Source organism: Sphingobium sp. (assembly GCF_049304695.1).
Lineage (GTDB): Bacteria > Pseudomonadota > Alphaproteobacteria > Sphingomonadales > Sphingomonadaceae > Sphingobium.
Genome location: NZ_JBAQOK010000097.1, coordinates 88,373 through 105,458, shown reverse-complemented (window position 1 = coordinate 105,458; position 17,086 = coordinate 88,373). Strand labels below are relative to the sequence as shown.

The 17,086-nt window shown below is 65.8% G+C and carries 16 protein-coding genes and 1 tRNA gene; 3 read left to right on the top strand and 14 right to left on the bottom strand.

The features are described 5' to 3' along the window. Nucleotides 1-65: 65 nt before the first annotated feature. The 3 genes from WA070_RS20440 to WA070_RS20430 all read left to right on the top strand — a co-directional run bounded on the left by WA070_RS20440 (nt 66) and on the right by WA070_RS20430 (nt 2,159). Complete coding sequence (locus WA070_RS20440; RefSeq protein ID WP_422635753.1) at nt 66-1,442, top strand: M28 family peptidase; 1,377 nt, start codon at nt 66-68, stop codon at nt 1,440-1,442. A gap of 157 nt (nt 1,443-1,599) precedes the next feature. Next, nucleotides 1,600-1,815, top strand: coding sequence for a hypothetical protein (locus tag WA070_RS20435; protein ID WP_422635752.1), 216 nt, complete (start codon nt 1,600-1,602; stop codon nt 1,813-1,815). 267 nt (nt 1,816-2,082) lie between these two features. Continuing rightward, nucleotides 2,083-2,159 (top strand) — tRNA-Pro (locus WA070_RS20430). A 10-nt stretch (nt 2,160-2,169) separates the two neighbouring features. On the opposite strand, the gene WA070_RS20425 is transcribed toward WA070_RS20430, so the two are convergent. Genes WA070_RS20425 through gspE form a run of 14 tightly spaced genes read right to left on the bottom strand, consistent with a single transcriptional unit; the run spans nt 2,170 to nt 16,984 of the window. After that, nucleotides 2,170-5,757 carry an error-prone DNA polymerase gene (locus WA070_RS20425; RefSeq protein ID WP_422635751.1) on the bottom strand — a complete coding sequence of 1,196 codons (3,588 nt, stop codon included), beginning with the start codon at nt 5,755-5,757 and terminating at the stop codon, nt 2,170-2,172. Further along, complete coding sequence (locus WA070_RS20420) at nt 5,754-7,307, bottom strand: Y-family DNA polymerase (protein ID WP_422635774.1); 1,554 nt, start codon at nt 7,305-7,307, stop codon at nt 5,754-5,756. The genes WA070_RS20425 and WA070_RS20420 overlap by 4 nt, the downstream gene beginning before the upstream one ends. Continuing rightward, entirely contained in the window at nt 7,267-8,103 is an 837-nt protein-coding gene (locus WA070_RS20415; protein ID WP_422635750.1) for an ImuA family protein, read from the bottom strand. Before WA070_RS20415 ends, WA070_RS20420 begins: the two co-directional genes overlap by 41 nt. Nucleotides 8,104-8,142: 39 nt before the next feature. After that, nucleotides 8,143-8,883 (bottom strand): prepilin peptidase, encoded by a 741-nt coding sequence (locus tag WA070_RS20410; protein WP_422635773.1) that lies wholly within the window; start codon nt 8,881-8,883, stop codon nt 8,143-8,145. After that, nucleotides 8,880-9,602 carry a type II secretion system protein N gene (gene gspN, locus WA070_RS20405; RefSeq protein WP_422635749.1) on the bottom strand — a complete coding sequence of 241 codons (723 nt, stop codon included), beginning with the start codon at nt 9,600-9,602 and terminating at the stop codon, nt 8,880-8,882. Before gspN ends, WA070_RS20410 begins: the two co-directional genes overlap by 4 nt. Beyond that, a complete protein-coding gene (gene gspM, locus WA070_RS20400) occupies nt 9,599-10,087 on the bottom strand; it encodes a type II secretion system protein GspM (RefSeq protein ID WP_422635748.1) in 489 nt (162 codons plus the stop codon). Before gspM ends, gspN begins: the two co-directional genes overlap by 4 nt. Further along, nucleotides 10,084-11,202: a type II secretion system protein GspL gene (gene gspL / locus WA070_RS20395; RefSeq protein WP_422635747.1), complete on the bottom strand. Its 1,119-nt coding sequence runs from the start codon at nt 11,200-11,202 to the stop codon at nt 10,084-10,086. The genes gspM and gspL overlap by 4 nt, the downstream gene beginning before the upstream one ends. Further along, the gene (gene gspK, locus WA070_RS20390; RefSeq protein ID WP_422635746.1) at nt 11,199-12,188 is read right to left on the bottom strand and encodes a type II secretion system minor pseudopilin GspK; all 990 of its coding nucleotides are present in this window, start codon (nt 12,186-12,188) and stop codon (nt 11,199-11,201) included. Before gspK ends, gspL begins: the two co-directional genes overlap by 4 nt. Then, nucleotides 12,181-12,864 (bottom strand): type II secretion system minor pseudopilin GspJ, encoded by a 684-nt coding sequence (gene gspJ, locus WA070_RS20385; protein WP_422635745.1) that lies wholly within the window; start codon nt 12,862-12,864, stop codon nt 12,181-12,183. Before gspJ ends, gspK begins: the two co-directional genes overlap by 8 nt. Beyond that, nucleotides 12,861-13,253 carry a type II secretion system minor pseudopilin GspI gene (gene gspI / locus WA070_RS20380; protein ID WP_422635744.1) on the bottom strand — a complete coding sequence of 131 codons (393 nt, stop codon included), beginning with the start codon at nt 13,251-13,253 and terminating at the stop codon, nt 12,861-12,863. Before gspI ends, gspJ begins: the two co-directional genes overlap by 4 nt. After that, the gene (locus tag WA070_RS20375) at nt 13,246-13,722 is read right to left on the bottom strand and encodes a GspH/FimT family pseudopilin (RefSeq protein ID WP_422635743.1); all 477 of its coding nucleotides are present in this window, start codon (nt 13,720-13,722) and stop codon (nt 13,246-13,248) included. Before WA070_RS20375 ends, gspI begins: the two co-directional genes overlap by 8 nt. Then, entirely contained in the window at nt 13,694-14,230 is a 537-nt protein-coding gene (gene gspG, locus WA070_RS20370; protein ID WP_422635742.1) for a type II secretion system major pseudopilin GspG, read from the bottom strand. Before gspG ends, WA070_RS20375 begins: the two co-directional genes overlap by 29 nt. Before the next feature lie 8 nt (nt 14,231-14,238). After that, on the bottom strand, nt 14,239-15,456 hold the full coding sequence (gene gspF, locus WA070_RS20365) for a type II secretion system inner membrane protein GspF (protein WP_422635741.1): 1,218 nt from the start codon (nt 15,454-15,456) through the stop codon (nt 14,239-14,241). Further along, nucleotides 15,449-16,984 carry a type II secretion system ATPase GspE gene (gene gspE, locus WA070_RS20360; protein WP_422635740.1) on the bottom strand — a complete coding sequence of 512 codons (1,536 nt, stop codon included), beginning with the start codon at nt 16,982-16,984 and terminating at the stop codon, nt 15,449-15,451. Before gspE ends, gspF begins: the two co-directional genes overlap by 8 nt. Between the last annotated feature and the right edge of the window lie 102 nt (nt 16,985-17,086).

Here is a 17,086-nt window from a genome sequence, read left to right as displayed (position 1 = left end):
TGTCGCGGAGTTAGCCGACGCGCGGCGCATTGGCAAATGGGTGATGCTTGGCTAAACCTTGGCCCATGCAGAAAATCAGACCGGTCACGCTCGCCACTCTCCTTATCGGCGGCATCTTCGCCCTCCCCATCCCTGTTGCCGCTGCGCCCAAGGACAGCGCCGCGATTCGCGCCGATGCGCTGAAGGATACGGTCGTATGGGATTTCACCGAAGGGCTGACGACGGAAGTCGGCCCACGCCCGGCTGGAACGCCGCAGGAAGCGCGCGCCCGCGATTGGGCCGTGGCGCGGTTGAAGGCATTGGGGTTCAGCAATGTACGGGCGGAGCCTTACACCATGCCCGTTTGGGTGCGTGGCCGGGACGAAGCCACGATCGTGTCGCCCTTCCCACAGAAACTGGTGCTGGCCGCGCTGGGCAATAGCGGATCGACCCCGGATAAGGGGATAGATGGTGAAGTCGTCTACTTCCCTACGCTGGCCGATCTGGAAGCTGCGCCCGCTGACAGTCTGAAAGGCAAGATCGCCTTTGTCAGCCATGGCATGGCGGCGACGCAGGATGGATCATCCTATGGTTATTTCGGCGCAGCGCGGCGGCAGGGACCAAGCATCGCGGCCAGGAAAGGCGCGATCGGCATATTGATCCGGTCGATCGGCACCGATCATCATCGCATGCCCCATACCGGCGTGCAGATGTGGGCCGATGGTGTGACGCCTATTCCCGCCGCCGCCCTGTCGGTGCCCGACGCCGAACAACTGGCCCGCATGATCGCGAGGGGACAGCCGGTCAAACTGCATCTAGTGCTGACGTCGAAGATGTTAAAGGATCAGCCGTCAGGCAATGTCATTGGCGAAATAGTCGGCACCGATCCTGCGGCGGGCGTGGTGGTCGCCGCCTGCCATCTCGATAGCTGGGATCAGGGGACGGGCGCGATCGACGACGCGACCGGATGCGGGATTGCGGCAGCGGCGGCTTTGCACGTTGCCAAGGCTGGCGCGCCCCGGCGCACGATCCGCGTGCTGATGGCTGGTGCGGAAGAAGTCGGCGGAGACGGCGCGCGGGCCTATTATAAGGCGCATGGAACGGAGAAACATGCGCTGGCCATGGAATCGGACTTTGGCGCGGATCGCGTGTGGCGGGTCGATTTCAAATTGCCGCAGGGGCATGATGCGCTGGCAGGCCGGATTGCCGCTGCGCTGGCGCCGCTGGGCGTGGGCAAGGGCGCGCAGGAGGCTGGTGGCGGCGCGGACATCGCGCCGCTGGTAAAGGCAGGCGTGCCGGTGATCGACCTGCAACAAGATGGCACACGCTATTTCGACCTGCATCACACGCCCGACGATACGCTGGACAAGGTGGATATGGCGCAGTTGCAGCAGAATGTCGCCGCATGGGCCGTAACACTGGATCAGGTCGCTAACGCGTCAGAAACATTGGGCATTAACTGAACTTTTATCGTAGACAACATTCCGTCGCGTGATTCCTTCGTTTCACCGGCACAGAAAAACATTGATTTGTGCATCGCACACGTTAATGCGGGTCGCTCGCGTAGGGTCACATCTGTAACGTGCCTGACGCGGCATAATGCTATGGGAGCCGTACACAATGAAGAAGATCGCTGCTGTTTTCGCTTCGGCCAGCCTGATGGCCCTCGCCGCTTGCGGTGAGAAGCCGGCCAACGAGACCGCGAACGCTTCGAACGCCGTCGTCGAAAACGTCGTCGAAAACGCCGCCAACGCTGCTGAAAATGCTGCGAACGCTGCTGACAACGCTGCAAACGCTGCGATGGTAGCGAACAACGCTGCTGCGAACGCGATGTAATCTTCGCATTAGCGAGATTTCCGAAGGGCGGGCCGCTTATGTGGCCCGCCCTTTTTGTTTGTGCTGCGTACAGGAACGGTGCGCGGCGGGAACATCCTGACCCCGGTGATGGTTTCTTTTTTTTGGCGAAGGAGTGATTATCATGGGAAAAGGCCTGTTATTGTGGCTCGTGGGCGTCCCCATTCCAATCATTTTGCTTTTATGGTTCTTCTTTCACTGATCGGCGATTGACTGCGCGCGCCCTTCCCCGCTAAGGCCCCCTCCAGTCGGGGAGTAGCGCAGTCTGGTAGCGCGCCTGCTTTGGGAGCAGGATGTCGCAGGTTCGAATCCTGTCTCCCCGACCACTTACCCACATCAATGAAAATCCCGTGATCCCGGCAGGATGCGCACATCGCGCGGATGGCCGTGGCGGGGCAGACGCGACAGATGCGGATGAACGGCCTTGTCCCCCGCGCCCGCTTCGATCGTCGTGGTGTGATCTTCCGACAGGCGATTCATTTCAGCGGTGCGATCCACGATCCGGTCGGCCATCAGGTGGACGACGTCCACTGGCCCCTCCATCACGCGCTGCACGACTCCATGCACCTCCATCAGCCGCGCCGCCATCAGCGGGCGGCGATAGCGTTCGAACATTCTGGCCCAGAGCAGGATGTTCATGATCCCGGTCTCATCCTCCAATGTGGCGAATATCGCATTGCCCTTGCCCGGACGCTGGCGCACCAGCACCACGCCGGCGATTTTGGCGCGCGCGCCGTTTTTCATGGCGGCAAACTGTGCGCTCGACAGCAATCCTTCCGCCTGAAAAACCGGGCGCAGGAAGGTCATGGGATGTTGTTTCAGCGACATACGGGTCATGTGATAATCCGCCGCCACCTCTTCCGACAAAGGCATGGGTGGCAGCGCCATGTCGGCCTCCGCTTCCAGTTCGCGCGCACGGGCGGCGGCGAAGAGCGGGAGTTCGCCCGGCGGCATCCGGCGCACGTCCCATGCCGCATCGCGCCGATCGCGTCCGATCGACTGGCAGGCGTCGGCATCGGCGAGCAGATGGAGCGCCCGTGCGGGCAAGGGCTGAGTCGGGGCAGCATCTGGCGCGAGTGGCATTTTTACGCGCCGGGCGAGTTCCTCTATATCCGTAAATGGGCCGTTGTTGCGACGCTCCTGCGCAATCGCCTCGCCCCAGGCCTGCCGAAAGCCGTCGATCTGGCGAAAGCCGAGGCGCATGGCAAAAGCGCCATCCCGCCGATGGCGCGGCACGATGTCGCCCCAGCGCGCATTGCCCGGCGTCCATCCCGAAGCGGCGCGGAGGGGATCGGCTTCCAGCGGCTCCAGTCCATTGTCCCAGTCGCTGGCGTTGACGTCGATGCCGTACACCACCACGCCATGTTCGATCGCGTCGCGCACGATCTGGGCCGGGGCGTAGAAGCCCATGGGCTGTGCGTTCAGCAGGGATGCGGCGAACACGGCGGGCTGGAAGCATTTGAGCCAGGCGGAGCAATAGACCAGCAGGGCAAAGCTGATCGCGTGGCTTTCGGGGAAGCCATAGCTGCCGAACCCCTTGATCTGGTCATAGCAGCGCTGGGCGAAGGCGCGATCATAACCGCGCGCGACCATGCCGCCGACCATCTTGTCCTCCAGCGCGCCAATGGTCCCGACATTGCGAAATGTCGCCATGGCACGGCGCAATTGATTCGCTTCGCCCGGCGTGAAGGCGGCGGCGGTGATGGCAAGATTCATCGCCTGCTCCTGAAACAGCGGGACGCCATAGGTGTGGCCCAGCACGGCGTGGAGTTCGTTTTTGGGGTGCGGCGGCGCCGGGTCGGGGAAGGCCCAGCTTTTGGGCTTGCCGTCGCGCTCCTCCGCCCGGCGCGCGAGATAGGGGTGGACCATGTCGCCCTCGATCGGGCCGGGCCGCACGATCGCCACCTGCACAGCCAGATCGTAGAATTTGCGCGGGCGCAGGCGGGGCAGCATGTTGATCTGTGCGCGACTTTCGACCTGGAACACGCCGACGCTGTCGCCACGGCACAGCATATCGTAAACGGCGGGTACGTCCTGCGGCACGGTGGCCAGCGTCAGGTCGCCCAGTCCGTGGCTTCGCATCAGTTCGAAGCCTTTGCGGATGCAGGTGAGCATGCCCAGCGCCAGCACATCGACCTTCATCAGGCCAAGCGCGTCGATGTCGTCCTTGTCCCATTCGATGAAGGTGCGATCGTCCATTGCCGCCTTGTGGATCGGCACGGTTTCGTCGAGCCGGTCCTGCGTCAGGACGAAGCCGCCGACATGCTGCGAGAGGTGACGCGGCGCGCGCAGCAGGCGGTCGACCAGTTCCTTCAACTGCATGACGGCGGGATTGGCGATGTCGAGACCAGCGTCGCGCAGCCGCTTTTCCTCCATGCCGCCCGCATGGCTGCCCCACACGGTGCTGCCGATCCGCGCGGTCACATCTTCAGACAGGCCCAGCACTTTGCCGACTTCGCGTACGGTGCTGCGCGGGCGGTAGTGAATGACGGTCGCGGCGATGGCGGCGCGGTCGCGGCCATAGCGTTGGTAGATATGCTGGATCACTTCCTCGCGCCGTTCATGTTCGAAATCGACGTCGATGTCGGGCGGCTCATCGCGATCGTCGGAGATGAAGCGCGAGAAGAGCAGGTTGTGTTTGGTGGGGTCGACCGAGGTGATGCCGAGGAAATAGCAGACCGCCGAATTGGCCGCCGACCCGCGCCCCTGGCAGAGGATTGGGGGATCAAGGCTGCGCGCGAATTTGACGGCTTCATAGACGGTCAGGAAATAATAGGCGTAGTTGCGATTTCGGATGAGGGTAAATTCTTCGGTCAGCTTGGCGCGGATTTCAGGAGTGATGCCATCGGGAAACCTCTCGCCCGCCAGCCTGTATGTTTCATGCTCCAGCCAGTCCTGCGCCTGCCATCCTTCTGGCACAGGTTCATGCGGATATTCGTAGCGTAGCTGGTCCAGATCGAAGTCGATGCGGTCGATCACATCGCGCCACGCCATCGCCGCCTGCGGCTGGTCGCGGAAGAGGCGGGCCATTTCGCGGGCGGGTTTGAGGTAGCGTTCGGCATTGGCCTCCAGCTTTCGCCCCGCTGCACGCAGGGTGACGCCTTGCCGGATGCAGGTGACGACATCATGCAGCGGGCGATCCTGCGCCATGGCATAAAGCGCGTCGCAGGTGGCGAGCAGCTGCAGGTTAAGGCGCGCGGCCATCGCGGCGATGCGCGTGAGGCGGCGGCGATCCGGCCCGGCGCGTGGCATGGTGACACCGATCCACAGATTGCCGGGGACGAGTCGCGACAGGGTGGCGAGCGATGCTTCATCCCCCTCCCCCGGCATCGCGATCAGGATCATATCCTGCGCATGATCGGCAAGGTCGGACAGGCGTAGGTCGCAGTCACCCTTTTGCACATGATCCTTGAGATTGCCGACGGTGAGCAGGCGCGTCAGTCGGCCCCAGCCATGGCGATTGACGGGATAGGCGATGATGTCGGGCGTATCGTCGGCAAAGCAGAGCCGCGCACCGGTGAGCAGGCGGAAGGCCAGTGCGCGCGGCAATATCGCCGCCGCGTCATCTCGCCGCTGCTGCGCCTGCGTGGCGGTTTCGGTCGGTCGTATGCTCTGGTCGTCCCTGTCCTCCGCCAGTTCCTTGCGGATGCGTTTGAGCGCGGACCATGCGCGCACCACGCCCGCCACCGTGTTGCGATCAGCGATGCCGATCCCGGCATGATGCAGGTCCAGTGCCTGCGCGACCATCTCATGCGGATGGGATGCGCCGCGCAGGAAGCTGTAGTTGGTCGCGGCTACCAGCTCGGCAAAGGCGGGCTGTGTAGTGGACGAGAGCCGCTCGGTGCGACCGGCGCGCAACAATGTATCTAGCGGGATAGGCGATGGCACGTCGCCCTCCGGCCCCGGATCGCGCCCGCGGCTCATGCGAACAGGCCGTGCATGTACCAGCGCGGGGCAGGCTGTTCCATCGCGTAGAAACCCAGGCGGAAAATCCAGAAGCGGCGACCGCGTCGGTCCTCCACACGATAATAGTCGCGCATATGGGCGGCGGCATCGCCCAGCAGATAGCGCAATTCGGTTTCGTCGGGTGTGCCGGGTTTGGGCCGGTCGATCGGGACGGGTCGCCGCCGCCACCATTCCCCGGCGATCCGTTCCGGCCCCTCAAAGCGTGACACGTCATGCAGGGCGCGCCGCCAGCGGAAACGGCGGGGCGGGCCGTCGGGGACTTCGGCGCCCAGCACCTCGATCGGCTGGGGCGGGTCGAACAGGTGGATGGGACGCAGGGGTGGCTCACCCTGCTGCGGGATGGTCCATGGATCGGGCGGCGGGGTGTCGAGCGCGGGCAGCAGAAACTCCGCCTGTTCGGGCATATGCGTGTCGCGCGGGGCGAAGCGGCGCACACGACCCCGGCCAAGACGGGTGCTGAGCCGTTCGACCAGCGCGGTCACTTCGGCCTGCGCGGTCGCTCCGCCCTCCAGCCGCAATTGCGATGCGCCCAGTGCTTCGGTCAGCGGCACATGCAGGCGGATGAGGTCGAAGCCGAAGCCAGGGTCGATCGGGTCGTTCAGGCTATCGATCCGTTCGCGCATCAAACGCATCAGCGCTGGCACGTCGCGCAGCGGCGCGCCGGTTTCCACCGACAGGCGGCGCACCATCCCATCGGTGCGGAAGAAAACGGCTTCGAACCGGCGACCGCCATGACGCATTTCCTCCAGCCGCTTGCCCGCCTCCCCCGCCAGTTCGGCCAGAATAGCGAGCGCGGTTTCAGTGCGCGCGATCGGTTCGGCAAAGCGCCGTTCGACATGCAGCGGTACGGCCATGACACGCGGCGTCAGGGGGCTGTCGGCGTCACCCAGGATGCGCCGGATCGCCGTCACCGCGTCCGCGCCAAAGCGTGCGGCGATGCCCGACAGCGGACGGCGGGCGATGTCGCCGATGGTCTTCAACCCCGCGCGGCGGAGCGCCAGCGTCGCATCCTCATTCAGTTCCAGCGCCGCGACAGGCAGGCGGCGGATCGCGCCATCCTCATCATGCGCCGCGCCCGCGACGTAGCGGGCCAGCGCCCGTGCGCCATCGGGTGTCCCGGCAAAGGCATGGCGCATGGTGACGCCCAGACGCGCGAGGCGCTGTTCCAGATCGGCGGCCAGTCCCGCTTCGCCCCCGAACAGATGATCGCAGCCGCCAGTGTCGAGGATCAGCCCGTCGGGCGAATCGAGCATGATGGTGGGGGTGTAGCGTGTGCAGCCATCCGCCAGCCGTTCGAGCCAGTCCATATCGGCATGGGGCAGATGATCGAACAGGTCGATATCCGGCACGCGAGCACGGGCGTCGGCCATCGATAGGCCCGGCGTCAGGCCAAGCGCAGCGGCAGATTCGTCCACAGCCACCAACCGCAACGCGCCGCCGATTTTTTCGATGAAAGCGCGCGGTCGGTCAGCCTGTCCGGCGGATAAATGGGGTCGGGTCAGCCGCAGCCGTTCCGCCGGCAACCAGGGGAAGAACAGGGCGAGATAGCGGCGTTTGCGGTTGGGGGACGGCTGCGCCCACCCCTTGCGCGCCTGCGCCGGGATCTCTGAAACTTGATCGGTCACGGTCCCACTCCATGCGCCATGGCCCGGCCGGAGGACCGGCGCGCCGACGCAATAATTCGACTTCAAACAGGGATGCGCCGGGGGCGTCAGCCTCCAGCGCGATGGATGGCGCGGCGGCGACGCGCCAACGGGTGTCGGCAGCGCCGGGCGCAGGATCGGCGGCGATGCGCAGCAGGAACAGGGTGACGCCCGATGCTTCGGCGGCCAGCATCAGGCGGCGCGTGGCGGTGAGGTCCAGTCCGCGCATTGGCCCCCACCCCTCCACCAGCACAGCGCCCAAGCCTGAGCAGCGCGCCGCCTCCCCCGCTGCATGGAGCAGGGCGGCGTCATCGGGGGCGATGACGAGCAACAGGCTGGCCGGGTCTATGCCCAGTTCAAGCAGGCCGGTCGCATGGAGTTGCCCTGCCCGTTTCTGCATGGCTTCGGTGCGCAGCCACAGAAATGGCCTGCCCTCTCCTGCGCGCAGACTCAGCAGCGCTGCGACGCCCGCGCCGCTGGATGCGTCCTCCTCATCCGCGAAGATTTCGTGCAGCCGCCCCCGTGCAAGGCCGCCGCCCAATGCGGAATCGACGCCGTCATGACCGCAGGAAAACAGCGCAGTCGTGGCGGTTTCGCGGCGCGGTTCCAGCCGTTGCAGGCTTTGCCGCAGGCGGGCAAGAACAGGAGACGAATCACGCATTCGTTCACTATATGTTCTATTGCTGGCGAGCGCCAGCGGTCAGAACAGGAACAGGGTAAGACACCATGCGGGGAAGGCTGCGATCGCCATGAAAGTGCCGAGCGGCGCGCGGGCCAGCCGGTCGCTGGCGCGGCCCGAAACCAGCATGACGATGAGGCCGGACAGGGACGCAATCAACAGGACGAAGGGGAGCGCCTGCCAGCCCAGCCATGCGCCCAGTGCGCCCAGTAGTTTGGCGTCGCCAAGGCCCAGTCCGTCCCGCTTGCGTAAGGCGCGATAGCCGAGTGCAATGGCGAGCAGCGCGCCATAGCCGACCGCTGCGCCGATGATCCGGTCGATCATCATGACGTTCGTCGTCCATAGCCCCAGCGTGAAGCCAAGCCCCGCCAGCGGCAGGGTGAGCGCGTCGGGCAGCCAGAAGTGCCGCCAGTCGAGAATGGCGAGGGTCAGCAATATCCAGCCGAGCATGGCCCAGCCGATCCCCTCCAGTCCCGGCATCAGACCGATGGCCAGCGCGCCGATGATCGCGCAGCCCGCCTCCACCCGGCCATGGAGCGGATCAATGCGCGCGCCGCAGGTTCGGCAATGGCCGCGCTGGATCAGGGCGCTGAGCAGTGGCACGAGATCGCGCGCGGTCAATGTGCGCCCGCATCCGTCGCAGGCCGATCGCCCGCGCGTCACGCCCCGCCGTTGCGGCCAGCGCAGGATCAGCGTGGCGAGGAAGCTGCCGATAATCGCGCCGCCGATACCGCCCGCCAGCGCGCCGAGCACGTCCATCAGAGCGTGCCTTCGATCTTCAGGATTTGCGCATTACCGACCGCCGCGAAGCCCGCCTGCGTCAGGGTCGCGCCCAATGTCGGGTCGGCGGTTTCGACGCGCATTTCCGCGCTGTATCGGCCAGAGCGCCAGATACGCAGGGTGATTTTCTCCATGCCCGACTGGCTGACCAGCGGCAGGAGGATCGCATCGCCATCGCACGCGACCGCGCCCGACAATCCCTGCGCGAGGTTGAGGCCGGGGAATTGCCCGGCCAGACGCGCGCGCACTGTCCCCTCCGCATGGCCGCAATGGTCGTTGGCGAACCAGGCGGTGACGTCGTCCAGATGCAGGCTGGCGAGCGGCAGGGGCGCGAAGCTGCGGCCCAGCGGCACCGATCCGGTCACATCGTCGATGCCGATGCGGCCGAAGCCGACTGTTAAAGCGCCTGCGACATCGTCGGGCAGGCCGTTGTTGCGGGCGATGTCGAACCGGGCGCGGCCCGCCAGCAGCGAAAGAGGCGACAGGCCCGCGCGCACGCTGCCCATCGGCATGTCGCCCAGCATCAACTGGTCGATGCGCCCGCTCCAGACCGTGCCGCGCACCTCCCGCGCCGCGACGCCCAGCCGCTCAAGCCCGGCGAGGCCCAGCGCGACTCGCATGGGGAGGAAGATGAGCAGGGCCAGCAGCAGTACGCAAATCAACGCTATGCGGGTGCGGCGCGAGAGTGTGAGGCCCATCATTGCCCCTCCCCCCGGACGAGGATCGCTTGCGCCGAAAGGCTGCCAGCGGTGGGCGACGGTCGCACGCTCATGGTTTCCACGCGCACGCCCTGCCCCTCCAGCGCGGCGATCCACGAAAAGAGCGCCATGGGGCGGACGGAGGCGATGGCGATGTCCATCCGGTCGCTTCCCTGCGCCTGCGCCCGGTCGAGCGTCAGCCCGGCTTCGCCCGCGCTTTGGCCGACGAACTGGTCGATCGGCACGGCGGGGCCAGTCGATGCGGGAGCGCGTGGCAGCGATTTCAGTTGCTTCACAGCGGCGCGGATGGCGGCGTTGCGATCGGTCGCTGCGCGCAGATCGTCGCGGGATGACAGATAGGCGCGGTCGAGCGGGGTTACGACGCCGAACCACAGGATCACCACGGCCAGCAGCGCGAACATCACGCCCAGCATCCATCGTTCGCGGGGCGACCGATCCGCCCAGAGGGTTTGCATCCGTTCCATCATGACCGCACCGTAATATCCGCCAGCGTGCGCCCGCCCGCATCCTGCGATGGCGTCGCCGTAATGGTGAAGCCCGACGCCTGAAGCGCGAGCAGCACCGCGTTGATATCATCCGCCTTCGCCGCCGCCAGCGTCGCGCGCACCATGCCGTCGGGATCGCGCGACAGGCTGGTTAGCGCCACGCCGGGCGCATCCTGCATCGCCGCCATGACGGCAGCGACGGGCGCGGTGAAGGCGCTGGCCCCGGCTCCGCGTGCGGCGAGTTGCCCCTCCATCTCAACCAGCGCCTGCGCAGGGTCGGTTGCGTTGGGGAGTATCTGCTGCGCGAGGGCGAGGCTTTGCGTGTCGAGGCGGCTGGCTTCGCGATATTGGCGGGCGATGCCGACCAGCGCGATCAGCAGGCTGGCGGCGAAGATCAGGCCGCTCCACAGCGCGATGCGGCCAACCACGCGCGGATCGACGCTGCGTCGGACCCGCTTGGCAAAATCGCCCTGGCGCAGATTGAGCGGCGGCGCGGTGAGTGCGGCGATGGCGCGCGCTTCGATCATGTCCTGCGGCACGTCCACAATCGCTGCGTCGCCGATCAGTCCGGGCAGCGCCATGTCCTGCGTCAGGGCGATGTCCACGCCGCGCAGGACCAGATCGCCGCCGATCGCGCCGCGCACGAAGCCTTCGTCCGGTTCTGGCAGCAACAGCGGCGCTGGCACGATCAGGTCTGGGGCAAGGCCGTGATGCTGCGCCCAGAGCAGCCAGTGCTGCATATCCGTGCGGCTGACGACCGCGACGATATGCGGACGCGCCGGATCGTTATTGGCGTCGGTGACGGCGAGCAACTGATCGGACGGCGCGATGCCGCCGACCAGCGCGGCCAGTCGCGCTGCCGCTGCCCCCTGCCGCACGGGCAGGTCGGGATGGACGACCCAGTGCAACGCCACCAGCGCGGGCGGCGGCACCAGCATCACGCACGCCTGATCCGGCAGCGCGTCGATTCCGCACGCCGCCAGCCAGTTCGCACCCGTGCCGGACTGGACGAGCGCGCCACCGGTCACGCGTATCCAGTACGGATCGCCGTCCGCCGCTTCGGCCAGGAACAGGATGAGGCCGTCGGACGCGCTCATGCGCCCGCCCCCCAGCTACGCCGCACCAGCGTGGCGGGGCTTTGCCGTGCGTCGATCAGCGCGCGCTCCACCACCTGCGTTCCACCCACATTCACTGACACGTCCACTCCGAAAAATCCCGTCGTCATCTTCACCTGTTCGCTCACCTCGGCCATCGGCGACAGGCCGACCAGTGATGGCAGGGTCCAAAATTCTTTCACGCTGCCGTAGCCATCCGCAGGGCGTTGCGCCAGCAATTGCCGCGCCTGCTGGACGCTGAGTTCGCCCGGCAGCAGCATCGCGAACAACGGCGCCTGATCGGGCAACAGCGTATTGATATTGATCGGCGACAAATCAGTGACAGGCAGGGCGCACAGCCATGGCCGCGCCAGATCGTAGAGGCCGGGCGTGATGCCATGCACGGCACGCAACTCGCTGGGATCGACCATCAATCGATTGGCCGCACGATAGGGGCGCTGCGCCTGCGCGTAGCTCTCATCCTCTGCCCCGCCCGGCTGAGGGACGCCGTCACTGTCGATCCAGTCGGCCAGCGCAGCCCCGGCCCCCTGCGCCGCGCGCGCATCGACGCCCAGCGCCTGAAGTAAGGCCTGAAACTGCGACACGCCGATCGGCCGGACCTTCAGGCTGGCTTCGCTTTCGCCGCTGACCACGCTGTTGAGGTTGAAGCAATTGCTGCCGTCGGTCACGCGCGCGGTAGCAATGCCGCCGGGAACCGGGATATTTTGCGGCGCGCCCATCCAGCCGCCAGCCAGCGTGATTTTCGCCGGGCTGGATGCGACCAGATCGCCGATGCGCAGGCGGGCGACTTCCGTCCCGGCGTCGGCATAGGCGCGGGCCTGATCGATCGCGCCGCCATTGCCGGTCATGCGTGTGGCCAGCGCCACGCGTTCCAGCGCGGTTGCGGCGACGATCGCCATGACGGCGACCAGCAGCAGCACGGTGAGCAACGCTGCGCCTTCTTCGGTCTTGCGTGCGGGGTCAGGCACCCGATGCCCCCTCCACCACTGGCTTTTCAAGCGGTCCCGGTGCGACCAGGAAGCGCAAGGTCACGGGCGGTTCGCCGGTGCGTGTTATCGTCATCTCAACCGCACGGGGCAGCAGGTCGGGCTGGGTCGGGGTCCAGTCTTCACGCCATTTGCCCTGCGCGTCGCGAAAGCGCAGCGTCACGTCATCCACATGATCGAGCAGCGCTGCGGGCTCATCCCCCGCCGCGCCGTCAAGCTGGCCATAGCCACGCCGTTCGAGCCTGCCCTGCCGCACCCAATATTCGACCTTTTGCACCGAAGGACGCGGCAGATCGCCCAGATTATCCCATCCGCCGCGCACGAACTGCATCACTGGCTGTGTGTCGCCCTGCGGGTCGGCCCAGAAAGCGGGGGCGAGCGTGCCGGTTTCGGTGCGGGTAATGCGCGGAACCGCCTGTCCCAGGTCGCCCGCCAGCGCGCCGCCGGTGCGCTGAACCGCCGCCATATCGTCCAGCCGCGCCTTGATCTGCGCCTGTGCGGATACGCTATTACCCAACAGCAGGACGCCGGCAGCGGCCAGCATGGCGAAGATCATGAGCGAGACGAGCAGTTCGATCAGGGTAAAGCCCTGTTGGGCGGGATTTTCCCCACATTCGATCGAAACGAGCGGCGAGTGTGTGATCGGTTTGGGCGTCATGCGACCACCCGTATGAAGCTCAGCACCACCGGCGATGCGCCGGGCTGACCATCAACGGTCAGGTCGATCTGCAACAGGCGCTGGTCGTCGGTCGGCTTGACTGTGCGTCGCCAGTGCCAGCGGCGACCGCCATTATCGACATTACCCTCCGCCTCTCCCGCCGATGGGGGCAGTGGATCGGTCTGCACATTGACCATCAGGTTGCGCGCAACGATCTGGCCCAGCGCCTTGCTGTCGAGATCAGCGGCGGTGCGCAGCGTCACTCCCTGCAACCGGACGAGCGCGAGCGCGGCCAGGCTGAACACGGCCAGCGCGACCAGCATTTCCAAAAGCGTAAAGCCATGTTCATTTGCTCCCGCCTGCGCGGGAGCACGGTTTTTTCTACCCACCGACCATGACCTTTCCAGCCATGTCGACGCTGACCGAGACGCGCTCGCCTTCGCGCGCCAGAGTCACGGTCAGGGGATCGGTGGGCAGGCCAGTGCCGTCGAAAGCGATCTGTTGCCGCCCGTCCTTGCCCACCAGAGCGCGGGTGCCGCTTTTCCAGTTGGCGGTGGCGAAGGGCTTGTCCTCCAGCGGCGTCCATTGCCCGCCTTCGCGGCGCTGGAATCCATAGCCGGATGCAGAGACCCACAGGCCCATCGGTGCGGATGTCACGACCGCTTCGTCGCGCGCGGCGGCGACGCGTGCGGCAAAGCGGTCGGCATCCTCGACCACGCGCCCGCGCGGATCGGGGATGGCCATCACGACGGCAGCCGATATGAAACCGATGATCGTCAGCACGACCATCAGTTCGAGCAGCGTGAAGCCGCGCGCGTCGGCGGCAGGATCAAAGTTCGCTGGAGAATATATCCGCATTTTCATTCTCTCCGCCGGGCTGGCCATCTGCGCCCAGCGAACTGATGTCGAAGGCGCCCTTGCGACCCGGCACGGTGTAGAGATAGGCGCGGCCCCATGGGTCTTCCGGCAGCTTCTTGATATAGCCGCCGCGACGGTAGCGTTGCGGCTGGGCCAGCGAGGCAGGTGGACTGAGCAGTGCCTGCAACCCGTCGGACCCGGCGGGATAGGTGAGATTGTCGAGGCGATATTGTTCCAGCGCCTGTTCGATGGTGGAGATGTCGGCCTTTGCCTTTTCCACGCGCGCGGTGTCGGTTGCCGGGATGACGTTGATCGCCACGATCGTTGCGAGCAGACCGATGATGACGATGACGACCATGAGTTCGACGAGGGTGAAGCCATGTTCGGCGGACGGCCTCCCCACATATTCGCCTTCCTGACGGATGCGGATATTCTCGCTTCTGGATCCAACATCAGGAGATGGGTTCCCGGCTTCGCGGGAATGACGGATGGCGGAAAAATTACGCATATTCACTCCTAAGCCCCGGTCAGGCTTTGCAGTTGCAGGATCGGCAGCAGGATGGACAGAATGATGACGGCGACGATGCCGCCCATCAGTATGATGATGATCGGTTCCAGCATGGCGAGCGAGGTGGATGTGAAGCTGTCAAATTCGCGTTCCAGATAGTCGGCGGCGCGTTCCAGCATGGTGTCCAGCCTTCCAGCGCTTTCGCCGCTGGCGGCGAGATAGACGAGCAGCGGCGGGAAGACGCCCGCGCGGCGCAGCGCGGCGGACAGGCTGCCGCCGCCGCGTATCGCTTCGACAATATCGTCCGAGGCACGGCGCAGGACGCGGTTGTGGACGGTGTTGGCGGTCAGGGTCAGACCCTCCATCAATGGCAGGCGGCTCGCGACCATGGTGGACAGGGTGCGGGCCATGCGCGCGGCGTGGAGATCGCGGATCAGCTTGCCCAGCACCGGCAGACCCAGCAGCATGGCGTCGAAGCGATAGCGAAAGCCATCGACTTTCAGCGCGCGCCAGAAGCCTATGCCCGTCAGCGTCATCAGGATCAGCAGCAGCCACCAGTAACCGGCTAGAAAGGCGGAGATGGCCATCACCATGCGGGTGAGCAGCGGCAGTTCCTGCCCGACCGTGTCGAATTGCTCCACCACCTTTGGCACGACGAAGATCATCAGCGCGGCGACGACGAACACGGCGAAGGTCGCCAGGACGGAGGGATAGGCGATGGCCGTCAGCACCTTCGATCGCATCAGCGCCTGCCGCTCCATCAGGTCGGACAGCCGCTCCATAATGGCGGGCAGGCTGCCGGAGCTTTCCCCGGCAGAGATCATCGCGCGGTAGAGGGGTGGGAAACTTTTGGGTTCCGCGCCCAAGGCATCAGCCAGCCGACGCCCCTCCATCACGCCGCCATGCACCTTTCCCACGATGGCGCGGACATGATCCTGCTCGCTCTGCCGCCCAATAGTGCGCAGCGATTCCTCCAGCGGGCTGACCTGTGTCAGGGTCGCGAGTTGACGGGTGAAGAGGGTGAGTTCCTTGGGCGACAGGCGCGGCGTGCGCAGCGACAGGCCTGCGCGTTTGGTGGCGGCCTCTTGCGTGCCTTGTTCCAGCCGGACGATAAACAGCTTGCGCGCATCCAGACGGACGCGGGCATCTTCGATCGTGGCGGCCTTGATCCTGCCGGTGCGTTCCTTGCCGCCGGTGTCGATCGCGCTGTAATCATAATCAGCCATCGGCGATGGTTTCCGCCTCAACCGAATCGCGGCGTGACACGCGGATCGCCTCCTCCGCCGTGGTCTGGCCATCGCGGACCAAGGCGCGGGCTGCCGAGCCAAGGTTGGGGGCATTGAGGAAAGCATGGCGCGCGATGAGAGATTCGTCGCCGCCATCGTTGATGAGACGGCGGATGGTGTCGTCCACGCGGATGGCTTCGAATACGCCGATCCGACCTTTGTAGCCGGTGCCGCTGCACGCATCGCAGCCGCGCGCGCGATAGATGATGGTGCCCGGATCGAACCCCAGCAGCGCGCTGGCCGACTTGTCCGCCTGCACCGGTTCGCGGCAACTTTGGCAAAGGCGGCGGACGAGACGCTGGGCGATGACGGCGCGCAGGGTGGAGGCGAGCAGGAAGGGTTCGACGCGCATGTCGCGCATCCGGGTGATCGCGCCCACCGCGTCGTTGGTGTGGACGGTCGAAAGCACCAGATGCCCGGTCAGCGACGCCTGCACGGCGATTTCGGCAGTTTCGCGATCGCGAATTTCGCCGATCATCACCACGTCTGGGTCTTGCCGCAGGATGGCGCGCAGGCCAGCGGCGAAGGTCAGGCCGACCTTGGCATTGACCTGCGTCTGGCCGACGCCCTCCATCGCATATTCGACCGGGTCTTCGACCGTCAGGATATTGCGCGTGCCATCGTTCAACTGGCGCAGGCCCGCGTAGAGCGTGGTCGTTTTGCCCGATCCGGTCGGCCCGGTGACAAGGATGATGCCGTTGGGCTCGCTCAATCCTTCGCGGAAGATGCGGTCGGGGGTGCCATTCATCCCCAGCAGGTCAAGCGTGATGCCTGCATTTTCCTTGTCCAGGATACGCAGAACGACGCGCTCGCCAGCCCGGCTTGGCAAGGTGGAGACGCGCACGTCGAGCAGCTTGCCGCCCAGCGTCAGGCCGATGCGCCCATCCTGTGGCACGCGGCGTTCGGCGATATCCAGGCGCGCCATAACCTTGATGCGGCTGACGACGACGGGGGCGACATGGGGCGGCATGCGCAGCGTTTCGCGCAATACGCCGTCCACGCGCATTCGCACGATCAGGCCGGTTTCATAGGGTTCGATATGGATGTCGGACACACCCTGCCGCGCGGCTTCGGCGATGATACCGTTGATTAGGCGGATGGCGGGTGCATCGTCAGCACTGTCGAGCAGGTCATCGGCAGTGGGGATGTCGGCGGCCAATATGTCCAGTTCGTCCGCGCCGACCTCCAGCGATCCGGCCATGGCGGCGGCGCTGCCCTCCATCGCATAATGGTTGGACAGATGCCGGTCGAATTGCGCGGGTTCCACGAAGATGACGTCGAAGCTGCGCGCCAGATGGCGGCGCACTTCGAGCAGGACGCGCGGGTCGCTGCCTTCGCGCACAGCGATGGTCAGGCGGTCGCCTTCCAGCGGCAGGATGACGACGCCGTTCTTGCGCGCGAAGGCGTAGGGGATGTCGATGGGGCGCGAGGGTGCGGTGGATGAGATGTGAGAATCGACCTCATTCATACCAAACCCCGTTCGGGCTGAGCTGGTCGAAGCCCCCTGCTTCTTGAAGAAAAGAAAGACCCCCTTCGACTGCCTGCTTACAGCAGTCGCTCAGGACAGGCT

What these genes read in the sequence shown, in the direction of transcription:
- gspJ (WP_422635745.1), bottom strand. Translation starts at nt 12,864, where the DNA reads ATGACGCCCAAACCGATCACACACTCGCCGCTCGTTTCGATCGAATGT.
- WA070_RS20435 (WP_422635752.1), top strand. Translation starts at nt 1,600, where the DNA reads ATGAAGAAGATCGCTGCTGTTTTCGCTTCGGCCAGCCTGATGGCCCTC.
- WA070_RS20440 (WP_422635753.1), top strand. Translation starts at nt 66, where the DNA reads ATGCAGAAAATCAGACCGGTCACGCTCGCCACTCTCCTTATCGGCGGC.
- gspN (WP_422635749.1), bottom strand. Translation starts at nt 9,602, where the DNA reads ATGATGGGCCTCACACTCTCGCGCCGCACCCGCATAGCGTTGATTTGC.
- gspM (WP_422635748.1), bottom strand. Translation starts at nt 10,087, where the DNA reads ATGATGGAACGGATGCAAACCCTCTGGGCGGATCGGTCGCCCCGCGAA.
- WA070_RS20425 (WP_422635751.1), bottom strand. Translation starts at nt 5,757, where the DNA reads ATGAGCCGCGGGCGCGATCCGGGGCCGGAGGGCGACGTGCCATCGCCT.
- gspG (WP_422635742.1), bottom strand. Translation starts at nt 14,230, where the DNA reads ATGCGTAATTTTTCCGCCATCCGTCATTCCCGCGAAGCCGGGAACCCA.
- gspF (WP_422635741.1), bottom strand. Translation starts at nt 15,456, where the DNA reads ATGGCTGATTATGATTACAGCGCGATCGACACCGGCGGCAAGGAACGC.
- gspE (WP_422635740.1), bottom strand. Translation starts at nt 16,984, where the DNA reads ATGAATGAGGTCGATTCTCACATCTCATCCACCGCACCCTCGCGCCCC.
- WA070_RS20415 (WP_422635750.1), bottom strand. Translation starts at nt 8,103, where the DNA reads ATGCGTGATTCGTCTCCTGTTCTTGCCCGCCTGCGGCAAAGCCTGCAA.
- WA070_RS20375 (WP_422635743.1), bottom strand. Translation starts at nt 13,722, where the DNA reads ATGCGGATATATTCTCCAGCGAACTTTGATCCTGCCGCCGACGCGCGC.
- gspL (WP_422635747.1), bottom strand. Translation starts at nt 11,202, where the DNA reads ATGAGCGCGTCCGACGGCCTCATCCTGTTCCTGGCCGAAGCGGCGGAC.